Genomic DNA, 22,636 nt, shown 5'->3' on the forward strand with positions numbered 1-22,636 from the left:
GAATTGTTCGCATTCAGGCTTAACGGCTACCTTTTACTTCTGGATTCTTCAGATATTGATGATCAAGCTCTGTCTCTCCTGAGCGTCAACAGATAGATTAGTGGACCCACAATAGGGATGATCCCCGCCGCGGCCCAAGCTGGTGAACGTCGACTCACTTCAGTATCCCTGTATAACGCAATCATGGAAAGTAAGGTCAGCAGTACAAAATCAATCGTCATGATATGTACAAAGGCAGATTGATTGAATGCTTCCATATATACATCCGGATGACCCTGCGTCACCGCATAGAATGCCGTCCCCAGCGTCAACAGCAGAAGGACTACATGCGTCAGCTTGTGGGCTGCTACCCGTCCAATTCCCGACTCCCGCTGACGACCAAAATGCAATCTTCCGTAACCCGAAGCTCTATTTGCGGACGATGACCATGCATAATAAGGAAGCAGGGCAAAAGCACCCAGCCCGAAAGAAAGTATGACAAAAGGCCAAGCCGGAACACGGCCTCGTCCTTTCACAGATGTTCTTAACAGCATACAGGCATACACTGCCGGGAAAATACCTAACCACGAAAACACAGTAAGTAACCAAGGCTCTTTGCTTTGCATTGTGATCAGTTCTTTGAATATCGGATCACTTCCAGGTGACTGCCCTGGTGCCAACAACAATGCATAGGCAATAAAAGCGATCCAGACCAGTCCTAATATCCATCTCATGTGTGCACCTCCTCTTACTTTCATCCCCTGCAGCTATGGGATTGAAACAATGCTCGACTCTCTTCCGTTTCAGAAGGACAGCCCTAATATGTCGAAGCAACACTCCGAAAGATGCAAGATTTGACGTCTCCTGCGCTTTCCCGAGAAATAATTACTGCATTTCCCCTTTAAATACGTGTACAAAAAGTCCACTTTTGAACAACCTCTTGAACTGAACAAGCTAAATTTAAGTATATCCTGCTACCCAGGCACTCTGTCCATGAGATTTCTTACATTCCCGGTCCATAACATCGGGAGCAGATAATAAAAACGCCTATCGACGTACTTTCACAGAAGACAGACCCCGTTTAGCTGAAGTTTTTCTTGCGATCATCGAATCGTTCAACTCCGCTAAAAACGTACATATTTTATGAGCATCAAAAAGGCATAAGCCAGTATGCCTCCCTGGTTATGCCTCTCTGTATTTCTTGTATGCAGATTATTCCTCTGTGAATTTCACATGTTCCGCAATGAGCTTCTGCTTCATATTCCATGCTGCAGGGCTGATGTTCACACGGTAGATCTCCGGGTTGAGCTTCCGCTGGTATTCAGGCCAGAAGAGGTTCATCTGTTCCCGGTGGTACGCCCGAATCTCATCCAGATTAGGCAGGTCATACACTTTGCGTCCGTTCACAAAGATTGGCTCCAGCATATTCACCGCTTCGTAGCGGGTAACGGTCTTTTTCAGGTAAGGGTGTAGCGGGTTGAACAACTTGAGCGGTCCGCCCTGTAGCGGCTGCTCTTCCTCTGGATAGCAGATATAATCTGCAATCGCCTTGCCATGCTTCGGATCAATGATCCGAAACACTTCCTTTTTACCTGGTGTAGACACCTTTTCAGGATTGGCAGATATCTTGATCGTAGGCAGCATAGCACCTTCTACTTCACGCTCCACCAACTTGTATACTCCACCCAAAGATGGCTGGTCAGAAGCAGTAATCAGCTGTGTGCCGACTCCCCATGTATCAATCCGCGCTCCTTGAGCTTTAAGGTCGAAAATCGTATTCTCATCCAGGTCATTGGATGCAACAATTTTCACATAATCTAAGCCAGCCTCATCCAACATCTGACGTGCCTGAATGGACAAGTACGCAAGGTCACCACTGTCCAGACGAATCGCATTCATCTTTTTGCCTTGACTCTCCAGCTTCTTAGCTGTTTTGATAGCGTGAGGTACTCCACTGTTCAACGTGTCAAAGGTATCTACCAACAGCGTAACCTGATCTGGCAATACTTTGGCATACACGTCAAAAGCCTCCTGCTCGGTCATAAAGCTCTGTACCCAGGAATGGGCATGCGTACCTGCTGTTGGAATCCCGAAGCGCTCTCCGGCCAGCATATTGGACGTTGCATTGAATCCTGCCACATACGAGGCACGTGCGCCCCAGATAGCAGCATCCGCTTCCTGTGCACGCCGTGTACCGAATTCTAGTAAGGTATCCTGCTGTGCTACCTGTTTGATCCGCGAAGCCTTGGTTGCAATCAACGTCTGATAATTCATGAAGTTAAGTATCGCCGTCTCCACCAATTGTGTCTCCATAATGGAGCCTTCTACCCGAATGAGCGGTTCGTCAGGGAAAACAATTGCACCCTCCCTCATGGAATGAATCGTCCCCAGAAATGAAAACTGGAGCAACTCTTCCAGAAAGACCGGATCGTAATTTTCCTCTTGTTTGGATAAAAATTTGATGTCGTCCACCGTAAACCGAAGCTGACTGATATAGTTCACAATACGTTCCAATCCGGCAAATACCGCATATCCGTTGCCAAAAGGAAGCTTACGGAAATAGGCTTCAAATACCGCCTTCCGCTTGTGAGTACCATTCACCCAATGCGCGTACATCATATTGATCTGATATTTATCCGTATGTAAAGCCAGGCTAGTTGTCTGCATTTGTCTCATCCTCTCTGACTTCCGCTCGTGCCCGCAGATTTCACCTACGGACACGGGTTAACATATGGAGACTTATTCTTCATGATTCTGTTCATCCGTATTAAACAAACAAGTCTCCCGTAATAAACTCTAAACACCATTCACCACATTCATCCGGTTCCTAACATGGAGTCAACCAAACATGACTATGGAGTAAATTAAGCCAAGACTGTCTCGCTCGCCTTAACCACCGAAGCACCAAGGCTGGAACGAAAATGTCCAAGTGCCCACTCATGCCCTGCCGGATTGAAGCTGGCAACGGCATCTTCATATACCGTAATATGAAAACCTTTATTGTAAGCATCCACTGCCGTATGCAATATACAAATATCCGTGCATACCCCAATCAGTGCAATATCCGTAATACCACGTGCACGCAGTCTGAGTTCCAGATCGGTCCCACAGAATGCACTATATCTCGTCTTATCCATCCACTGTATATCTGTTTTCCGTTCTTCCATCACTTGGGCAAGACGACCATACAACTGTCTTCCCTCCGTATCTCTGATGTTATGAGGTGGGAAAAGGGCAGTCTCCGGGTGATACGGGTCATTCTCTTCGTGCAGATCCACAGCCATGATTACCTCATGTTTGTTCTTACAATAGGCCTCGGTTACAGCTGCAATCGTCTCTCCGATCTCTACTGCCGGCTGACCTACAGGCAAAGAACCTGTCACAAAATCCTGCGTAAAATCAATGATAATCAGTGCTTTCATCGTCAACACTCCCTTAGCCCAGAAATGGTTGATCCTGATTCAATCAGATTGACACATCTACACATTATTACGTATAGATGGATAGACGTGGTACGAGTTCTGTAAAACGATATAGCTGCGCCGGACGCTGCGAGTACTGGTTGGAACTCACCAGGTTCCCCTCTTCATCTCTTACTTCTTCCACAATGCCTTTACGGCTGCGGGTAGACGTAATCTTGCGAATGAAGTTTGGTTCTTCAAAATCCGGTACAACACTTTGAATAACCTGATATAATTCACTTAATGTAAAATCAAGTGGCAAGAACTGACGAGCAATCGTCGTTTCCAGCATCTGTTGTTGAATACGTCGATAAGCATCTTCGATTATTGTTCTGTGATCAAAGGCCAGCTCCAGTTCCTGCAGCGCCTCCTGAATGGTAAACAATCCAACATCCTCAGCATCATCTGCTGCTTGGCGTTGATCCAGCATCCATTCTTCCACAAGCGCGAAAAATGCATGAGAGATAATCCAGCCCCTCGGGTCACGACCCGGCTGACTATATACATTCAAGTACTCCAGATGTCCACCGTCTACACCTGTCTCTTCCATCAGCTCACGCTTTGCTGCACCGTAGATGGATTCATTCTCCTGACAAAATCCACCGGGTAATGCCCATCTGCCTGCAAAAGGCCAGCCTTTGCGCTTGATTAGCATCACTTTCAGTTCCCGAATGGGAAGTGTCTTCGTCACCGTCTTCCGCTCCCGCTTGGTCAAGGTGAACATAACGATATCCGCAGGAACACCATCGGGGGTACGATATTTTTGGGAACTATAAGCACGTGCTGCTTGTTCGTCGCTCTCTGCATTGAAGTGTTCGTAGTTTTCGCTCATGGGCACCACCGACTATTTTCATTTTGATAATTTCATTATGACATAATAATATCTTTTGTCAACCGCGGGATTCATGCGTTACGTTCTCGGACGTGCTATGCGGAATGTCGCCGTAGCCATGCATCCCAACGTGCCTGATACATCACGAACCTCCGATTGAGTCGTAACACTGCGTCCTGCTTGATGCAGTACCGTAGCTGTCACCGTTAACTCCCCTTGTTTCATCGGTGCAAGAAAATGCACGTTCAGATTCGTTGTCACACAGCCGTCCACTTCCATTGCTGCTGTTGCTACCATCCCCATCGCCTGATCCATCAGTGAAGTTAATACACCCCCATGAATAATCCCCATGGAGTTGGTATGATGTTCGCCTGCTGTCAACGCGATCTGTACTTCTTTGCCGTCTCCTTTAATATAACGACAGCCTAGAAATCCCCAGAATCGTCCGTCTCCGTCCCCCACCATTTTGTCCAAAATACTCATTATTCATTTCTCCTTTATTCACTGTACGTATCAAGCTCTCTTGATGTCATGTGCCTTTATCATTAAAAAATCAGCTGCCCCACACAAAATAACCCCACAGCGTGGAGCTTTGCTTGGAATTATATTCCGAGTACTTAGCGATAGTCGCTCCACGTTAACGGTTATATAATGTCAAAAAAGGCGCGGACAGCGTCCGCACCCTTCCGTCATTTAACCGCAACTGGTCGGAGGTGAATCCGTTCCAGCTTCCACATTCACTTTTTCGGAAACCGTTTCCCGGATCACGGAGATCACAAGCTGAAGCAAGTAGTTGATATCGCTCTGGCTCTGCTGGAATTCCGTAACCAATGGAATACTGTCCAGTTCGCTTTGCAGATCGTCAATTTCCTGTTCAATTTTGCTGACCATCTCCACATTTTTGAAGCTTTCAAAAGCAACAATTTCTTTTTGTTTTTTCTTGATCGTTGCTATCAACTGCTGGATGCGCTCATGATCACGAATTTTGGTTTCAGCCTGTTGAAACTGTCTAACTTCCTCACTCGTTCCGAGCATATCAGCCAATTCTTTGGCTTTTCCCATAATGTCGTCGCGTATGACCAGATTGCGCGTATCGTAGGTTGGCATTCCATAATGGTTGTACTGCACTTCTTCCTGCGCCACTGAAATCGCTCCATTCTATGAGATGATATAAGATGAAAACTCAATGTTGCATTAAGCTCAGTCGACTGCTGAGTGACCGCTGCGGTGTCGGATCGTTCTTTTGATCGCTGTTGTCTCCGAATTTTTTCGATTGAGATTGTTCAAGGTTAAAATTCGGAGACAAAGGCGAACGCTTCGCTTCTACAGAATCGATTCCGTCACCTTCGCTACGCTCGGCGTAACCCCGCTAAGTGCAAAAAATCATTCATCCTATTGGTGTGTGTATTACTATTACTGATTGGCAGCTACCGGCTCGGAGAGCAGGTTTCCCCGAATATAAAAAGTCATCGGATCGGTGATTTCCACTTGTACGAATGTACCGATCAATTCTTTGGGTCCTTCAAAATGCACCAGCTTGTTGCTGCGCGTACGTCCTGCCAGAACTTCGGAATTCCGCTTGCTCTCGCCTTCAACGAGCACTTCAACGATTTTGCCGCGTTGCTCTTCATTGCTTCGGTGGCTGTATTCGTTGATCGTTTCGTTCAAGCGCTTCAAACGTTCCTTCTTCACTTCCATCGGTACATTGTCTTCCATCACCGCAGCCGGTGTACCTTCCCGTGGGGAATAAATAAAGGTATAGGCAAAATCATACCCTACTTCACGGACAAGGGAAAGTGTATCTTCAAACTGTTCTTCCGTTTCCCCCGGAAAACCAACAATAATATCCGTTGTCAACACAACATCCGGGATGGCCTTTTTAATTTTGTCAGCCAGCTTCAGATAGTGTTCCCGGTTATACTTGCGGCTCATACGTTTGAGTACTTCCGAACTGCCAGATTGCACCGGAAGATGAATGTGCTCCACCAAATTTCCGCCCTTGGCCAGCACTTCAATCAAGCGATCATCAAAGTCACGTGGGTGACTGGTTGTAAACCGTACTCGCGGAATATCAATTTGGCGAATGGCATCCATCAAGTCACCAAAGCTGTAGTTCAAGTCGGTGAAATCCTTGCCGTACGCATTCACATTTTGACCAAGCAGCGTGATCTCCTTAAAGCCTTGTCGTGCCAAATCCCTAACTTCGGCAATGACATCTTCAGGACGACGGCTGCGTTCTTTGCCCCGCGTAAACGGAACGATGCAATATGTACAGAACTTGTCGCAGCCATACATAATGTTCACCCAGCCGCGCATACCCTCACGTTTCTTCGGCAGGTTCTCAATAATGTCGCCTTCCTTGGACCATACCTCAACAACCATTTCTTTGCTGAACAACGCTTCCTGGATTAGATGTGGCAGTCGATGCACGTTATGTGTACCAAAGATCATATCCACAAATCCATGCTTCTGCATGATTCGGTTGACGACGCCTTCTTCTTGGGACATACACCCGCATACGCCAAGTAACAATCCCGGACGTTCGAGTTTTAGCGTTTTCAGGTGACCAAGCTCACCAAATACTTTATCTTCCGCATTTTCCCGTATGGCACACGTATTGAGCAGGATAATATCAGCTTCTTTGCGATTCTCTGTAGCCTGATATCCCATAGACTCAAGCAGTCCTTTGATAGTCTCCGAGTCATGCTCGTTCATCTGACATCCATACGTATATACAATATAATGTTTGCCTTTCCCTATGTTTTTCAGTTCATCGGGAATTGCATTTTCGTAAAGCACCTGGACGTCTTCCTTGCCCCGCTGTTTCTCCTGACGATGATTGGGTTCCGATTTGATGTTAATCTCACGACCCCGGATTCTTATCTTTTTGCTGAATTCATCTTGCGAAATTACTTTGGCATCGGAGAAATCAAAATATTGGGAGTAATCCTTTTTTGAGCCTTTAGCCATTTCCTTCGGTCACTCCTTACAGCCTCTATTAATAAAAAATCGTTCATTCATCCCTGTTCCACGTGAATTTCTTGCTTGGAACATTAAAAGAGCATTACAGCAAATTATAGCATGAATTGGGCTGTAGTTCCACATCCAAAGCGCATCTCCCTTCGTCTAATCCGAAACATGCCATGCTCAGAAGAACACTCAGAAAATACAAAAACCTGAGCCTTGCCATCAGGGCTGGAATTAACCGGCCCTGTTGGCTGTGCTCAGGTTTATATGTTATTCAGACCGCCCCAATTGGGGGCTGAAGCTATTACATGTAATTAATCGATGATTTCAGCAGTGTCGCCATTACGAGCGCCAGCAGCGTTAGCTTCATCTGTATCAATATGCATGTCCAGTGCGAAAGAATCGGATACACGAGCCAGTACATTTTCCAGTACAAGACCGCGATCTCCGCCGAGGCGAACTTTCAGCATTTGTTTGTCCTCGATACCCCATTTAGCAGCATCAGAAGTATGGAAGTGAATGTGACGAGCAGCAACGATAACACCTTTATCAATCGTTACTTCGCCAGCAGGACCTTTAATTGTGATTCCTGGTGTACCTTCAATGCTTCCAGATTCACGTACAGGTGCTTTAACACCAATCGCAAATGAATCTGTCATGGAGATCTCCAGTTGCGTTTCAGGGCGAACAGGTCCAAGGATACGCACTTTATCAAACTGTCCTTTCGAACCAATTACCGCTACAGTTTCGTTAGCAGCGTATTGGCCAGGCTGGGACAGAGGTTTAAATTCAGTCAGTTCATAACCTTTGCCAAACAAAATTTCAACGTGCTCTTGGGATACATGAATGTGACGGGCAGATACGCCCACAGGTACTGTTTTACTCATTGTAAATTTCACTCCTTGTTTATCTATGGCCTGTACTCAGGCTCTTAACAATCCAATGGTATTATACCCCTTTTTGGAGTGAAATGAAAACGAACTGGTGAAAATTCATGAAATACACTTATTTCCCCATCATTCCACTCCTTTATTTGGAAAACAAGTTTCAATTCAAACCATTCAACGCACACACCAGTTCACTATTTCATGGAATTCCCCTTCATCTGCATCTTCGGATTGCTCTCTGGCAAGTGTTCCCCCAGATAACTCATTGCATTCCCCCACAACCAGCCACGAACCAGATGTTCATCATAATGTTTGAGCAGGATTTCCGTCAGTCTCGGATAATGCCCTGAATGTTCAAGTCTCTGAATATACGTTGAGATTCCATCAAAATCAGAGCCCATCATCAGGTGATGCTGCCCGCCGAGAGAACAGAATTGCTCAATATGAGGCAGCAGATCTTCTATACGTACCTCACCTTCCTGTTTTACAAACCAGGGTACAAAAGTCAATCCGATCCGCCCTTCCCGGGCAATGATAGCCTGAATCTGATCATCTTTCAGATTACGCACATGGGGACATACGCTATAACTGTTGGAGTGGGAGGCGATAAAAGGTCGTTTACTCAAGTCAGCCAATTCCCAAAATCCTTTCTCCGTCAGATGTGACACATCTAACAGCATTCCGATTTCATTACACTGGCACACCAGTTCTTTCCCCTTCTCGGTCAGACCTGCTCCACGCTTCTCCATTACTCCGTCAGCTGCCCAATTGGCATAATTCCACGTTAGTCCAATGATTCGAACGCCCATCTGATAACATAACTCCAGATAGAACAGGTTGCCCTCCAGGCCATCCACACCCTCCAGTGTGATTAATCCCCACGGACCCTCTGTTTGCCCCACCTGAGCCACCTGTTCACGCCATAACAACGTCTGTGTGCCGCCAGGCCGCTCCTGACTTCTCTCTACACGTCTACGATAAATCTCCAACTGCCCCATCACATGTTCAAACTTGCCTCTGCCAAGTACTTCGGGTAAATAGATGGCGAACGCTTGCAACCCTACATTCCCCTCTTTCAAACGTTGCAAGTTCACATCCAGTTGTGGAGCATCTTGGAATGAAAGTGCGGGCTGCATCAAAATTTTGCTCAGTGCATCACAGTGAAAATCAGCTACACGCCAATCAGACATGGACATTGTTAACCCTCCTTCTATATTTTTATGGCAAAAAAAACGCAAAAAAACCTGTCTACATCATCGTAAACAGGTTCAATGCATACTGCATGTATTATCTGGGCTCCACAATCAGCTTAATGGCCGTTCGGTCCTCGCCGTCGATCACAATGTCTGTAAAAGCTGGAATACAAATCAGGTCAACTCCGCTTGGTGCTACAAATCCCCGGGCTATTGCTACCGCTTTGATGGCTTGGTTCAGTGCTCCCGCTCCAATTGCCTGCAGTTCAGCATTTCCACGTTCACGAAGAACCCCTGCAAGAGCGCCGGCTACAGAATTAGGATTGGACTTTGCTGAAACTTTTAATACATCCATGGTAAGTACCTCCCTGGGAATGTTGAAAGTTTGTTTCCACTTACTAGATGTTATTCGCGGGAGGCAAAAAAATTCCTTCTTTTTAGACGGGTTTCCCTGCAAATTGGGACAATACCCCTATTCCATGCGCCACTCGTCCTCCATCAGACGAATTTTTTCGATGCGTGTTGCCGCACCTGTGGCTTCATCAATTTCAACAAAAACACCATGGAAGTGCCATTTGCCATCATCTACAACGAAACGTACAGGTAGCTGGGTGTAGAACTTACGCAGCACGGCCTCACGCTCCATGCCCAATATGCCGTCACGAGGCCCTACCATGCCTGCATCCGTCAAGTAAGCCGTTCCTCCAGGCAAAATCCGATCATCATTACTCTGTACATGCGTATGTGTACCTACAACGAGAGACGCACGTCCATCCAGATGCCATCCCATGGCAATCTTCTCCGACGTCGCTTCAGCATGCATATCGACCAGAATACATTTATGGTCTTGGCGCAGCTCATCTACAATTTCATCAGCTACACGGAATGGACAATCCAGAGCAGGCAGGAACGTTCTTCCTTGCAGATTGACAATCGCCAGCTCTTTCCCTTCGCCTTTGACAACCGTATATCCTCGTCCTGGTGTGCCTGGCGGAAAATTCGCTGGACGAATCATGCGGGGCTCATCATCTATAAAATCAAAAATATCCTTATTGTCCCAAGTATGATTACCAAGTGTAATACCATGTACACCCCAGTTGAAAAACTCATTTGCGATTGCACCGGTAATCCCACGACCTGCTGCCGCATTTTCACCATTCACAATCACTACATGTGGCTTATACTTCGATTTCAGGTACGGTAAATTTTCCTTTAATGCCTTACGTCCCACGTTGCCTACAATGTCACCAATAAACAAAACTTTCATTGATTACTGCCTCCTCAATTCCTGCAAAGTCCTCTTACTTCAAATGTTGAACCTTTGCAGGACTCTATCTCATCTCCATGATGTGTAGTTGCCTTTTAACAGGCTATCAACAGGAAAAGTGGCCCACTACTGCGGCCACTTTTCCGTAATGCTCTATTTTGCGTATTCAACCGCACGGGTTTCCCGGATGACGGTGACTTTGATGTGACCCGGATAGTCGAGTTCATTCTCAATCATCTTCGTGATGTCACGGGCTAAGCGGAAGGCTTCAGCATCATCGATCTTCTCAGGCTGTACCATAACGCGAACTTCACGTCCGGCCTGAATGGCGTACGATTTCTCGACACCTTCGAAGGATTCTGAGATTTCTTCCAGCTTCTCCAGTCGTTTGATATACGTTTCCAGCGTTTCGCGGCGTGCGCCTGGTCTTGCTGCGGAGAGCGCATCTGCTGCGCCAACCAACATGGCAATGACCGAAGTCGCTTCGCAATCTCCGTGATGGGACGCGATACTGTTGATTACAACCGGATGTTCTTTGTATTTCTTCGCCAGTTCCACGCCAATTTCGACGTGTGATCCTTCCACTTCGTGATCCAGCGCTTTACCGATGTCATGCAATAGACCTGCACGTCTTGCCAGAGTTACGTCTTCTCCCAGTTCGCCAGCCATCAGTCCAGCCAGATAAGCGACTTCCATGGAATGTTTCAAGACGTTCTGACCGTAACTTGTACGGAACTTCAACCGGCCCAAAATTTTGATCAGATCCGGATGCAGACCATGCACGCCCACTTCAAAGGTAGCTTGCTCACCGTATTCACGGATGCGCTCATCCACTTCTTTGCGGGATTTCTCAACCATCTCTTCAATCCGTGCCGGGTGAATACGTCCATCAGCCACCAGTTTCTCCAGGGCAGTACGGGCGATTTCACGGCGAATCGGGTCAAAGCCCGACAGAATAACAGCTTCTGGCGTATCATCGATAATGAGGTCAATCCCTGTAAGGGTTTCAAGCGCACGGATGTTACGTCCTTCACGACCGATAATCCGGCCTTTCATTTCTTCATTTGGCAGGGTAACAACAGATACCGTTGTTTCAGCTACGTGATCAGCCGCACAACGTTGGATGGCGAGTGTAATAATCTCGCGGGACTTTTTGTCCGCTTCTTCCTTCGCTTGTTGTTCAATGTCCTTGATCATTTGAGCCGTCTCATGACGAACTTCCTGTTCTACGTTGGACAGTATGATACTGCGTGCGTCTTCCATGGAGAGGTTGGATATACGTTCCAACTCTGTCACCTGGTTTTTGTAAATCATTTCGATCTGCTGCTGAGTCTCATCAATTCGTTTCTCTTTGTTAGCCACTTGCTCTTCTTTACGTTCGAGTGATTCCAATTTTTTATCCAGCGACTCTTCTTTTTGCAACAATCGTCTTTCTTGTCGTTGAATTTCATTCCGACGTTCACGAGTGTCTTTTTCAGCTTCAGCACGAATGCGATGGATTTCATCCTTCGCTTCCAGCACCGTTTCTTTCTTCAGTGCCTCTGCCTCTTTCTTCGCGTTCTCCACGATTTGTACGGCAGCTTGTTCCGCACTAGAGATTTTAGCCTCTGCAAGAGATTTGCGAATAAAATATCCTACTCCGAACCCAATGATTAGCGCGGCCACAACGAGAGCGATCGTGATTGCAGGATTCATACTGTTCACCTCCTCGTTGGTTCCTCCAAGGCATTCCTTGGGTCAATTTGCAGTTTTCAAACCTTACATATGTTTGGGAATAACGAATACTCACGGCGATCCCCCGCCGATTTTCATTTCACATGTACATGTTTCCACGTACTATTCACTGTTTCCAGCGAACCCATAATTAAGAATGGTATAAATCTTAAGAAACCGAAACCGCTTTTTTGGAAGGAAAAAGGGTTGTCCATTTCTTACAGACTCATGTCCATTTTAGTATTTGACGAAAGAAATTGTCAAGAGAATGCAGTATAGAGACTTTAGTCTGCTAATCCCATAACAACGCTTCGTCATCTTCAGAGTCCCCAGCCTCATCTTCTTCAATTAAACAATTCACGACCCGGCGCACCATATCCATTGAAAAACCACGTCTCATTAGGAAGGGAAGCGTTTTATTTTTCTTCTCTTTGACGTCCCCTTTGACCTGATTCCATTTTTTGCGTCCGGCACTCAAGGCAGTCTCAAATTCCGCATCTGTACTAATACCTTCTAGTGCCTCAACAATGAGATCATTGGCAATGCCCTTTTGACGCAGCTCTTGCCTTATCCACAGTTTTCCCTTCCGCTTGCCCTCCATACGCTGTCTTGTCCATTCCTTCGCAAATAGATCATCATCTACCAGCTTCTCTCGCTCAAGTCGATCCAGCGCCTCTTCAATCAAAGGTGCAGCAAACTCCTTCTGACGAAGTTTCTGACTTAATTCATGGCGTGTGCGCGGCTTATGCTCCAAAAAGCGCAGAGACTGTGCATACGTCCGCTGTCGCTCGTCAGCTAGAATGATATCTTCCAAATCCTGCTTCATGAACGTATTGCCTTGAGTCATCCTGTATTTAATCATCACATCTTCAAGAACCGTAATGGAGTGGATGCCAAAAGTGATTCGATAACGAGCTTGCCTGCTCTTCGTTCGTTCTACACGTGTAATAATAAGTTCTTCGTTGTCCGGAAATTGGGATAGGCCGTCCTGTTCTGCTTCTTCATATAAATCCTCGTCATGTTGATCCATTCTTGTCTCCCCTTTGGTCACATTTTATTCTGACTACGCCAAACCCATCTTTACAGAAGACAGAGAACACTAATAATACAAAAGACCGGGAACTCAGCCCGGCCTTTACTCCACAGTTAGCGTGCTAACAGCCCCTGTCCATTGGGACAGGGGCTGTTAGACAGCACGAGTATTCCCACTACAATCCATTATCCAGATTGATCCAAGCTCAATCAGATAAGTTTACGGAGTCCAGTGAGGAACACCCTCAGGGTCCTCCCTACAAGGGAGGTTTTGAGAGATTACTCGTTGATTTCAAACAATTCTTGTTCTTCGGCTGCTTCTTTTTGTTGCTCTTCACTCGTTGGCGCAGGAACTGCAGTAACCAAGTTACTAGCTACACGAATTTTTTGTTCAATGATGTCAGCAATATCTTTATGCTCTTTCATGAACTGCTTTGCGTTCTCACGACCTTGTCCTAAACGCTCGCCTTCGTAGGAGTACCATGCACCACTTTTATTAACGATGTCCAGATCTGTACCAATGTCAATGATACTTCCTTCTCTCGAGATACCCTCACCATACATGATATCCACTTCCGCTTGTTTAAACGGAGGTGCCACTTTGTTTTTCACCACTTTAATACGGGTACGGTTACCAATCATGTCATTGCCTGATTTGATACTCTCAATACGACGCACATCCAGACGTACTGTGGAATAAAACTTCAGAGCACGACCACCAGGTGTTGTTTCCGGGTTACCAAACATAACGCCGACTTTCTCACGAAGCTGGTTAATGAAGATTGCGATTGTTTTGGATTTGCTGATTGCACCAGACAGTTTACGCAGCGCCTGAGACATCAAACGCGCTTGCAAACCAACGTGTGAATCCCCCATTTCGCCTTCAATCTCTGCTTTTGGAACCAATGCAGCTACAGAGTCAATAACGACGATATCTACTGCACCACTGCGTACAAGAGCTTCTGCAATTTCCAGCCCTTGCTCACCCGTATCTGGCTGAGACAGAAGCAATTCATCAATATTAACACCAAGTTTGCTTGCGTATTGTGGGTCAAGAGCATGCTCGGCATCGATAAATGCAGCTTGTCCACCCGCTCTTTGTACTTCAGCGATAGCATGCAATGCTACGGTTGTTTTACCAGAGGATTCAGGTCCATATATTTCAACAATACGGCCTTTAGGCAAGCCGCCTGTTCCTAATGCAATATCCAAAGCCAAGGAACCACTGGGAATAATTTCCACATTCATATGAGTGGACTCACCCAGTTTCATGATGGATCCTTTACCAAATTGCTTCTCTATTTGACGGAGCGCCATATCAAGCGCGGCACGACGGTCTGACAATAAGCTCACACCCTTTACTGTTTATAAGATAATGATACCTTGTTTTAACACGTTTGCCAAGCTTTTTTTCGAACATACATTCGTTTTTTTTGTAAAGGCCGAGGCGCCTCTTCCTCAAGGAAACTTTCCATTAAACAGAAAAAAGAACCGTAAACAAGGCTGTAAAGCCTAATTCTACGGTTCTTCCGTCTTCCTTAATTATACTTGCTTGGAACTGTAAATGCAATCGAAGCTATTAACTAATCAATCCATCGCCACAAGTTTTTGCCATAAGCGATAGAGAATCGCTTTGGCTGAACGAATGCGAACAGTCTCGCGATTACCATTAATACGCAGCTCATGAATTTCCGTCTCTTTTCCACGTTCAGCAAGAGCGATGAAGACAAGTCCGGGTGGCTTGCGTTCCGAATATCCCGGTCCAGCTACACCGGTAACAGCCAAGCCAAAATCAGCATCGCCAATCATGCGGATCTGTTCAGCAAGCACTTTTGCAACCTCTGGACTTACCGCCCCAGGTGCATCTTCACCTTCCAGATAATCATGTGGCACATTCAGCAGCTTTTCTTTAATTTCATTGGAGTAACAAACAATTCCACCTTTGAGCATTGATGCACTTCCGGGTACAGAGGTCAGACTTTGCATGACAAGCCCCCCTGTACAGCTCTCAGCAGCGCTGAGCGTCAGCCCCATGTCAGACATCATGGTTACAATCGTGTACTCTATAGGCACATCCTCGTTCGCGTAGAGATGTTCTGTCAAACGTTCCCGAATCTGAATCTCCATCGCATCCAGCTTCAGCTTCGCCTCTCCCTCACTCGCAGCCTTCGTGGAGACACGTACCGTAACTTCGCCTTCGCTCGCGTAAGGAGCAATCGTAGGGTCTGTCTGCGCATCAATCAGATCCAGTAGCCGATCTTCAAGAGCAGATTCACCAATACCTGCGAATTTGAGCATTCGGGAATAGATCGGCATCTCTTCTGTGAGTACATGCTGGAACAGCCAAGGTTTGACTTCCTGTTCAAACATTGGAATCAGCTCTTTAGGTGGTCCAGGCATCACAACATAATATTTGTCATTGTCAGAAATCGCATTTCCTGCCGCAAGGCCTGTTTCGTTGGCCAGAGGTGTTCCGCCATCAATAACGATCGCCTGACGTCGGTTATTCTCTGTCATGTCCACATTACGATCTCTGAAAAAGCTCTCAATTTTGTCCATAGCCATTCGATCTGTATGCAGTTTTCGGTTAAGAACAGCTGCGAGCGCATCCTTGGTCAGATCATCTTGGGTAGGTCCGATGCCACCGGAAAATAAAATAACGTCTGCACGGCCCTGCGCAATGCGAATAGCTTCACTAAGTCGGTTCAGGTTATCCCCAACCACCGTTTGGAAATATACATCGATCCCCATCGCAGCCAATTCACGGGATAGATATCTGGCATTGGTATTGACGATTTGTCCAAGCAGTAGCTCTGTGCCAACTGCAATGATTTCTGCCTTCATTGAGCATCCTCCTGTACACGTGGTGAGTGATCAAAGGGCAATAGGATAATTTCCTATTGCCCCTGACCCAATGCTTCCTTCATGATTACCTATTTAAGAACAAACCATTATGCTTTTGTTAAATGAAGCAAATTTTTGTTTTTGATAAAGTAATCGATACCCGACCAGATGGTAATAAGCGCTGCTGCCCATACCGCGATAATATCGACGTGAATACCCGTGTATGAAAACGGGAAATTGTTCAACAGCAACAGCACAATCGCCACAATCTGCACTACAGTCTTCAGCTTGCCCCAAGCACTAGCGGCAACAACCGAACCATCCAGCAATGCAATTTGACGCAAGCCGGTAACTGCGAATTCACGACTAATAATCACAACTGCAATCCAGGAATCCAGCTTGCCCATCTCCACAAGCGAGATCAAAACTGCAGTAACCAGCAACTTGTCTGCGAGTGGATCGAGCAGTTTCCCCAGATTGGTAACCATGTTATTTTTCCGCGCAAGGTATCCGTCAATTCCATCTGTGCTTGCGGCGATGATAAAAATAACAGCAGCAATCAGTTGATTATACGGAAGCGACAAGCTTCCAAGCTGCAACGGCTCTGGATAAAATGGAAAATCCACGAGCAGGAACACCATCAAAAAAGGGATTAAGCAAATTCGTGCAAGCGTAATCCGGTTGGGTAAATTCACAAGACGCCCTCCCTCATATCCTCCATTACTCCAAACAATCATCATAATCCCGTTATCATCATCCGGAACATGAAATGTACAGTTTCAATGTCAATCCATATTAACATGATCCTACTATGTAGAAACGCAAAAAATAAAGTCAACCGCTCAAAAGCAAAACCGCTTTAAACGTTCCGGTGACTTCCAGAAGATGTACTGCTTTTCACAAAGTCAGCAAACGATGAGGACTGGACTTGATGCTTGACTGCCAGCAATGCACACTTAGTATAATATACGCCCAATACCGTGTCAAAAAACACTTTTGCTACAAAAAGGCCATATTACTTGAAATTTGTATATTGCAAATCCAGAGGTAGGTTAGCACCATTTAGCAGCTGCATGACAGCTTGCAAATCATTTTTACTCTTACCAGTTACCCGGAGTTGGTCTCCCTGAATCTGACTCTTCACCTTCATCTTGGAATCCCGAATCAGGATATTGATTTTCTTGGCGATGTCCTGATCAATCCCCTGTTTAAAATTCAAACGCTGACGGACTGTACCAGAAGACGCTGGCTCTACCTTTGCGTAATCAATGTTTTTCAATGGTAGACCACGCTTCGCCATTTTGGATTGCAGCACGTCAATGACAGCCTTAAGTTTGGTCTCATCATCAGATACGATCGTTAACGCATCCTTATCCAGTTTCAGGCTGCTCTTGCTGCCCTTGAAGTCATAACGAGTGCCAATTTCCTTCTCGGTTTGTGTAACGGCATTTGTCAGTTCTTGCAAGTCCATTTTGGACACGATATCAAATGAATTTTCTGAACTCAAACCAGTCACCCTTTCAGTTAATCGTATGTTCTGTAACATTATAGAGGATACCTTGAGCAAAAGTCTAATTTCAAGCTGTTATACAAGAAGAAAAAAAGCATTTTTGGCTTCCACTTGAAGTGGCTGCCAAAAATGCTTGCTGGTCCAGCTTCCAACTAATAGCGGCTGCGGTTGGGCTGTCTGAACATATCGAGCACACCCAAAAGTACATGTGCAAGTCCAAAACCCAATATTCCGTAACCCCAAGCACTTGGAGTCAGGTAATAACCCAGGAGGCTGACAATGATCCCTAAACCCGTTACGATCCAGCTGACTGTCACAGCCATCCACCTCACTTCACCAAAAGTTAACTGCAAGTTAAGACACGATTATTGTCTCCTGCAGTTCACCCGTTTATTCGCTACCAGTGTTACCTCCTGTAGCGTCCGTTGATCCATTTTCAACACCTGTGGAAGAAGTAGCACTACTACTGTCTTCACCAAGCTTCAAACGGATCCGATTGGTCGCCTTGCCATCCGTTACAACTTGCCCGCCAACCTCAATCGTGGTCGCTGCAGCGTAACCGGACTTAATATACATGCCTGCACTATCCAGCTCAAAGGTATAGCTGTCACCGTCGGCTGTATTACCATACTCCAACTTCTCTCCACTGGAGTTCTCGCCCTTATACACTTCCAGCCAGCTATGACCTGTGGCTTTGATCGTAACCGTTACAGGTTGTCCTGCACTTCCGTTAACTTTGAAGTTCGTAATATTACCTGATTTCCCATCTTCTGCAACCGTTACAGCAGACGGTGAATTGTCTGTCGGTTCTTCCTGATTTTCTCCCGTCTGTCCGTCCGTTTGGCCATCAGTTTGACCGTCCGTCTGTCCTTCCGTGTCTGTACCGCCACCGTTACCGCCAGCGTCGCCCTCACCAGTACCGTCAGTACCTGAATCTGTCGCAGGCGGATTAGATGCCTGTCCGTTGTCGGCAGGTTGATCCGGTTTGTCCTCAGGCTGTTGTTGACTGTCTGTAATTTTGACCTGATCAAGCCCCGGATTTTCTGACTCATCACCATTGTTATACACCACGTATACATACAACAGTACTACGATCAAAACAGGGAATGTCCACATCAGCGCGACAGACATCCACCGATTACTACGCTCAACCGGACGGCTGGAACGCTTCTGAATAACCGGTTCCATCGTTGCTTCCGTCTCTTCTTCGGGTACGTCTTTTTTGTGTCCCTCCAGCAGCTCATCAGGGTTCAGTCCCACGGTCTCCGCATAGGTTTTGATGAAAGCACGCACATAGAAGCTGCCCGGCAGCACTTTATAGTCTCCTGCTTCTATGGCCTCCAGATACCTCTTGCGAATTTTTGTCATTTCCTGTACATCGTCAAGACTCATCCCTTTTTGCAGCCGGGCCTCCCTTAACTGCTGACCCAGTTCAGACATGCCATCTCCTCCTTATGTTTATCTCTTGAGTTGTTGCTAATCTATTCCATGATTCCGTACGGTTCCTTACAATTCGTCGGTGTAGCTAGCCGTAAACGTATCATAAATAATCTCTTCATTGGGAATGTTACGCAATTCAATAATAATATCAAAATCATTAAAACCATATTCGGATTCCTGTACAAAAATATCCGGATGTTCAATAACTTTGGTGCTAGGCATGGACATAATATCCTGCAACAAATTGTAATGCCGCTCACTGGAACGAATTGTACTTACAATTCCGTCAATGATGAAGACATTGTTCGGGTTCAATTCGTCTTCGGACATTTGACTCCTTATCGTCTGACGAAGAAGTGTGGAGGAAACAAACGTCCATCGCTTCATTGCACATACGCTGCCCGCAATAATAGACTCCGTTTTGCCAACACGAGGCATTCCGCGCAAACCGATGACCTGATTGCCTTCCCTCTTAAATACTTCACCCAAAAAATCCACAAGTAACCCAAGTTCATCTCGTGTAAAACGAAATGTCTTGCGATCATCCGAGTCACGGTCAATGTATCTGCCATGACGCACGGCCAAAATATCCACCAATTTAGGTTGCCGCAAAGCCGATACGGTGATGCTGTTTACTTTGCCAAGCATTTCACCAAGCAAACGGATTTTTTCATCATCATCCGATTCAAGCAGCATGCCTCGAGTTTTGCCTTCAACACCGTTAATGGTCAATATATTCACTTCAAGCATCCCCAGCATAGAGGCAATATCGCCTAACAAACCGGGTCTGTTCTTATGTATTTTATATTCCATGTACCATTGTTTAGATTCCATTTCAACACCCCGTAATGCATTATTCCCCATTATTCGACAGCAACAGAACGTGTCCACTGGACAACAATCTGAGACATCTTCTAAAAATGGGTCACGTTAATGATATATAAAATGAAAATGAATTACAAGAACAGCTCTGTAATCCGTTTGTAATCATTAGAGAAAAGCCCCCTTGCGGGAGCTCTTCATCTGTAATCTTATGCGTTTTGTTTGGCCAATTTGACCATCAGGCACGCAATCGTACGACGCTCATCAGCATCGCCGACATCCCATAACTCTTTCAATGCCCGGTTGGAATGGTTCGCCGGATCGACTTTCTCATCAAGGAAGTCGCCGATTTCATACGCAAGTTTGTTGATGGTTTCTTCACTCATCCCCATCTTCTCTGCTTGCAGTACGCGGTCACCCAGGAACTTCTTCCATGTGTCAAAACTGGAGAGCACTGTTTTTTCTGTTGACATGATAAATCCTCCTTAGATGACGCATGAGATTTAAAATCAACAGTTGTAATATGTGCTTTCGAGGCATTTTATATACGAGCATTTTGAAAATAATCCGGAAGACGACTGCTTCTCAGCAACCTTCACTTGTTTCGTTCACAGCCAGTCAAGTTTTCTTGCTTTTTTACGTTAACCAACCGCCATTTGGACTGATGATCTGCCCATTGATATAACCCGATTCAGGGAGGGCCAGAAAATAAACCAATGATGAGATTTCATCAGGTTGAGCAAGTCTTCCTGCTGGAATTTCCTCTTCCAGCATCTTCAGTTCACTCTGATCCAGATGGTTCAGCATGGATGTCTGAACGGCGCCAGGAGCAACCGCATTTACGGTTACTCCGGAAGGTGCGAGTTCTTTCGCAAGCGCTTTGGTGAATGCATTCACCCCACCCTTGGTTGTGGAATACAGCACCTCACAAGAAGCACCAGACAGTCCCCAGATCGACGATACATTAATGATTCGGCCATACCTTTGGGAGATCATGTGAGGCATCATTTCCTGTGTACACATAAACGTACCTTTGAGGTTAATCGCCATCACTTCATCCCAGATCTCCTCTGTAACATCAGACAACATCCCATAGTGCGAGATTCCTGCGTTGTTCACAAGGATATCTGGCATGAGATTGTGCGACTCCAGCTTCTCACGCATGCGCTCAATCTGTTCCCGGCTGCGAAGATCTGCAGACACGGTCATGATTTTTCCACTGCCCTGTTCCATGCACCGTCTGGCGGCTTCATTCGCTGCTTCATGCGATTTCATATAGTGTATAACAACATTCATTCCCACTCTGGCAAAGCGTTCTGCGATAGCCGCTCCGATGCCACCGCTTGCGCCAGTTACCAGTACAGTCATTTCCCCGATTGCCTTCAATTGTCCCGTTCCCCTCTCCATATCAAGGACTCACGACTAGCGATACAGCCAGATGATCCCACCGAATATGCTCTCTCAGTCTGAGATTTACATCTTCCAGTGTAATCGATTCATAGAGCGGGAGCATATTGAAAAAATCACCGCCACGGAATTGCTGACGTGTAAATTCATGCGCAATGTTCTCCGGAGAATTGAGCATACGCAAATATCCGCCTATTTTCTTTTTGCGTGCACGTTCAAAATCCGTGGATTCGAACCCTTTTTCTACAATGGCATCCACTTCTTCACGTATACGCGCGAGCAGTTGATCCGGGTCTTTTGTATCACCACCAATGGCTGAAAACGCGTATTGCGGCGAACTGTTATACTCATGTCCAAAGCTGTCCGAGATCAGGTCTTCATCGTAGAGCTTCTGAAATAATCGTGTGCTTGAGCCAAACAAAAGATCCATCATCAGCTGCGTTGTCATATCTCGCCGTAACAATTTTTCTCCGGTAAGTCCAACGTCCGTCTCCTTGAATCCAAACAGACATTTGGGCAGTGACACAGCCAGTTTCGCTTCCCGTCTAGCTTCTCCTACCTGCTCAGGCTCCGGCTCGAAGAAACGTTGAATACTCCCCTGTGGCTTATAATCCTTCTGCTCCTGGTTCGAACGAACCATATCAATGACTTCCTGTGGATCTACACCACCCACCACAAACAAGAGCATATTACTCGGGTGATAGAAGGTGTTATAACACTCATACAACATCTCTTTGGTAATTGTACGGATGGATTCCACCGTTCCTGCAATATCGATATGCACCGGATGTTTCTGATACATGGCTTCGATCAATCCAAAATAAACACGCCAATCCGGATTATCAGCATACATGTCAATTTCCTGTCCGATAATGCCTTTTTCCTTTTCCACATTTTGATCCGTGAAGTAAGGATTTTGCACAAAGTCGACTAATGTTTGTATATTTTCATTCACATATTCGGTCGCTGAAAACAAATAAACCGTCTGATCAAAGCTCGTAAACGCATTAGCTGAGGCACCGTGAGACGCAAATGTTGCAAAAATATCGCCAGTTGGTTCTTCAAACATTTTATGCTCCAGAAAATGGGCAATCCCATCCGGAACCTTCACTGCTTCCTGTCCTTCAACCTGAAAATGATTGTCCACCGATCCATACTTGGTTGCAAACGTCGCATACGTTTTCTGGAATCCCGGTTTAGGCAAAATATAGACATGCAGTCCGTTATCCATTACTTCGTAATATAGTGTCTCCTGCAAATGCTCATACCGAATGCTCTCCAC

At 46.0% G+C, this 22,636-nt stretch carries 23 protein-coding genes; all 23 read right to left on the reverse strand.

All coding sequences use genetic code 11. The features are described 5' to 3' along the window. Positions 1-62: 62 nt before the first annotated feature. The gene (locus D829_RS0111805; RefSeq protein ID WP_017689100.1) at positions 63-713 is read right to left on the reverse strand and encodes a hypothetical protein; all 651 of its coding nucleotides are present in this window, start codon (positions 711-713) and stop codon (positions 63-65) included. A gap of 478 nt (positions 714-1,191) precedes the next feature. Beyond that, positions 1,192-2,646 (reverse strand): nicotinate phosphoribosyltransferase, encoded by a 1,455-nt coding sequence (locus D829_RS0111810; protein WP_017689101.1) that lies wholly within the window; start codon positions 2,644-2,646, stop codon positions 1,192-1,194. A gap of 197 nt (positions 2,647-2,843) precedes the next feature. Beyond that, on the reverse strand, positions 2,844-3,401 hold the full coding sequence (locus D829_RS0111815; protein ID WP_017689102.1) for an isochorismatase family cysteine hydrolase: 558 nt from the start codon (positions 3,399-3,401) through the stop codon (positions 2,844-2,846). A gap of 67 nt (positions 3,402-3,468) precedes the next feature. Beyond that, positions 3,469-4,272: an NUDIX domain-containing protein gene (locus D829_RS0111820; RefSeq protein ID WP_017689103.1), complete on the reverse strand. Its 804-nt coding sequence runs from the start codon at positions 4,270-4,272 to the stop codon at positions 3,469-3,471. Between the two features lie 78 nt (positions 4,273-4,350). Beyond that, positions 4,351-4,755 carry a PaaI family thioesterase gene (locus D829_RS0111825; protein ID WP_017689104.1) on the reverse strand — a complete coding sequence of 135 codons (405 nt, stop codon included), beginning with the start codon at positions 4,753-4,755 and terminating at the stop codon, positions 4,351-4,353. A gap of 210 nt (positions 4,756-4,965) precedes the next feature. Continuing rightward, complete coding sequence (locus D829_RS0111830; RefSeq protein WP_017689105.1) at positions 4,966-5,415, reverse strand: YlbF family regulator; 450 nt, start codon at positions 5,413-5,415, stop codon at positions 4,966-4,968. 270 nt (positions 5,416-5,685) lie between these two features. Beyond that, entirely contained in the window at positions 5,686-7,242 is a 1,557-nt protein-coding gene (gene miaB / locus D829_RS0111835) for a tRNA (N6-isopentenyl adenosine(37)-C2)-methylthiotransferase MiaB (RefSeq protein ID WP_017689106.1), read from the reverse strand. 311 nt (positions 7,243-7,553) lie between these two features. Further along, positions 7,554-8,126: a phosphate propanoyltransferase gene (locus tag D829_RS0111840; RefSeq protein WP_017689107.1), complete on the reverse strand. Its 573-nt coding sequence runs from the start codon at positions 8,124-8,126 to the stop codon at positions 7,554-7,556. Positions 8,127-8,320: 194 nt separating this feature from the next. Further along, entirely contained in the window at positions 8,321-9,316 is a 996-nt protein-coding gene (locus tag D829_RS0111845) for a dipeptidase (RefSeq protein WP_036660843.1), read from the reverse strand. A 97-nt stretch (positions 9,317-9,413) separates the two neighbouring features. Beyond that, a complete protein-coding gene (locus D829_RS0111850; RefSeq protein ID WP_007430104.1) occupies positions 9,414-9,674 on the reverse strand; it encodes a stage V sporulation protein S in 261 nt (86 codons plus the stop codon). A 117-nt stretch (positions 9,675-9,791) separates the two neighbouring features. Beyond that, positions 9,792-10,586, reverse strand: coding sequence for a TIGR00282 family metallophosphoesterase (locus D829_RS0111855; RefSeq protein ID WP_017689109.1), 795 nt, complete (start codon positions 10,584-10,586; stop codon positions 9,792-9,794). Positions 10,587-10,739: 153 nt separating this feature from the next. Continuing rightward, positions 10,740-12,281: a ribonuclease Y gene (gene rny / locus D829_RS0111860; protein ID WP_017689110.1), complete on the reverse strand. Its 1,542-nt coding sequence runs from the start codon at positions 12,279-12,281 to the stop codon at positions 10,740-10,742. A 310-nt stretch (positions 12,282-12,591) separates the two neighbouring features. After that, positions 12,592-13,329 (reverse strand): regulatory protein RecX, encoded by a 738-nt coding sequence (locus D829_RS0111865; protein ID WP_017689111.1) that lies wholly within the window; start codon positions 13,327-13,329, stop codon positions 12,592-12,594. A gap of 281 nt (positions 13,330-13,610) precedes the next feature. Then, positions 13,611-14,675, reverse strand: coding sequence for a recombinase RecA (gene recA / locus D829_RS0111870; RefSeq protein ID WP_017689112.1), 1,065 nt, complete (start codon positions 14,673-14,675; stop codon positions 13,611-13,613). A gap of 243 nt (positions 14,676-14,918) precedes the next feature. Continuing rightward, on the reverse strand, positions 14,919-16,175 hold the full coding sequence (locus D829_RS0111875) for a competence/damage-inducible protein A (protein ID WP_017689113.1): 1,257 nt from the start codon (positions 16,173-16,175) through the stop codon (positions 14,919-14,921). 107 nt (positions 16,176-16,282) lie between these two features. Next, on the reverse strand, positions 16,283-16,870 hold the full coding sequence (pgsA, locus tag D829_RS0111880; RefSeq protein ID WP_017689114.1) for a CDP-diacylglycerol--glycerol-3-phosphate 3-phosphatidyltransferase: 588 nt from the start codon (positions 16,868-16,870) through the stop codon (positions 16,283-16,285). 320 nt (positions 16,871-17,190) lie between these two features. Next, a complete protein-coding gene (locus tag D829_RS0111885; RefSeq protein ID WP_017689115.1) occupies positions 17,191-17,682 on the reverse strand; it encodes a YajQ family cyclic di-GMP-binding protein in 492 nt (163 codons plus the stop codon). Positions 17,683-17,837: 155 nt separating this feature from the next. Then, the gene (locus D829_RS33390) at positions 17,838-18,002 is read right to left on the reverse strand and encodes a hypothetical protein (RefSeq protein WP_167350848.1); all 165 of its coding nucleotides are present in this window, start codon (positions 18,000-18,002) and stop codon (positions 17,838-17,840) included. A gap of 73 nt (positions 18,003-18,075) precedes the next feature. After that, entirely contained in the window at positions 18,076-19,125 is a 1,050-nt protein-coding gene (locus tag D829_RS0111895) for a RodZ domain-containing protein (protein WP_017689117.1), read from the reverse strand. 66 nt (positions 19,126-19,191) lie between these two features. Further along, a complete protein-coding gene (locus D829_RS0111900) occupies positions 19,192-19,959 on the reverse strand; it encodes a DUF3388 domain-containing protein (RefSeq protein ID WP_017689118.1) in 768 nt (255 codons plus the stop codon). 197 nt (positions 19,960-20,156) lie between these two features. Next, entirely contained in the window at positions 20,157-20,420 is a 264-nt protein-coding gene (locus D829_RS0111905) for a DUF3243 domain-containing protein (RefSeq protein WP_017689119.1), read from the reverse strand. A gap of 163 nt (positions 20,421-20,583) precedes the next feature. Continuing rightward, on the reverse strand, positions 20,584-21,354 hold the full coding sequence (fabG, locus tag D829_RS0111910; protein WP_026081137.1) for a 3-oxoacyl-ACP reductase FabG: 771 nt from the start codon (positions 21,352-21,354) through the stop codon (positions 20,584-20,586). 1 nt (position 21,355) lies between these two features. Beyond that, the gene (locus D829_RS0111915) at positions 21,356-22,636 is read right to left on the reverse strand and encodes a pitrilysin family protein (protein WP_017689121.1); all 1,281 of its coding nucleotides are present in this window, start codon (positions 22,634-22,636) and stop codon (positions 21,356-21,358) included.

The sequence above is a fragment of the Paenibacillus sp. PAMC 26794 genome (assembly GCF_000316035.1).
Lineage (GTDB): Bacteria > Bacillota > Bacilli > Paenibacillales > Paenibacillaceae > Paenibacillus.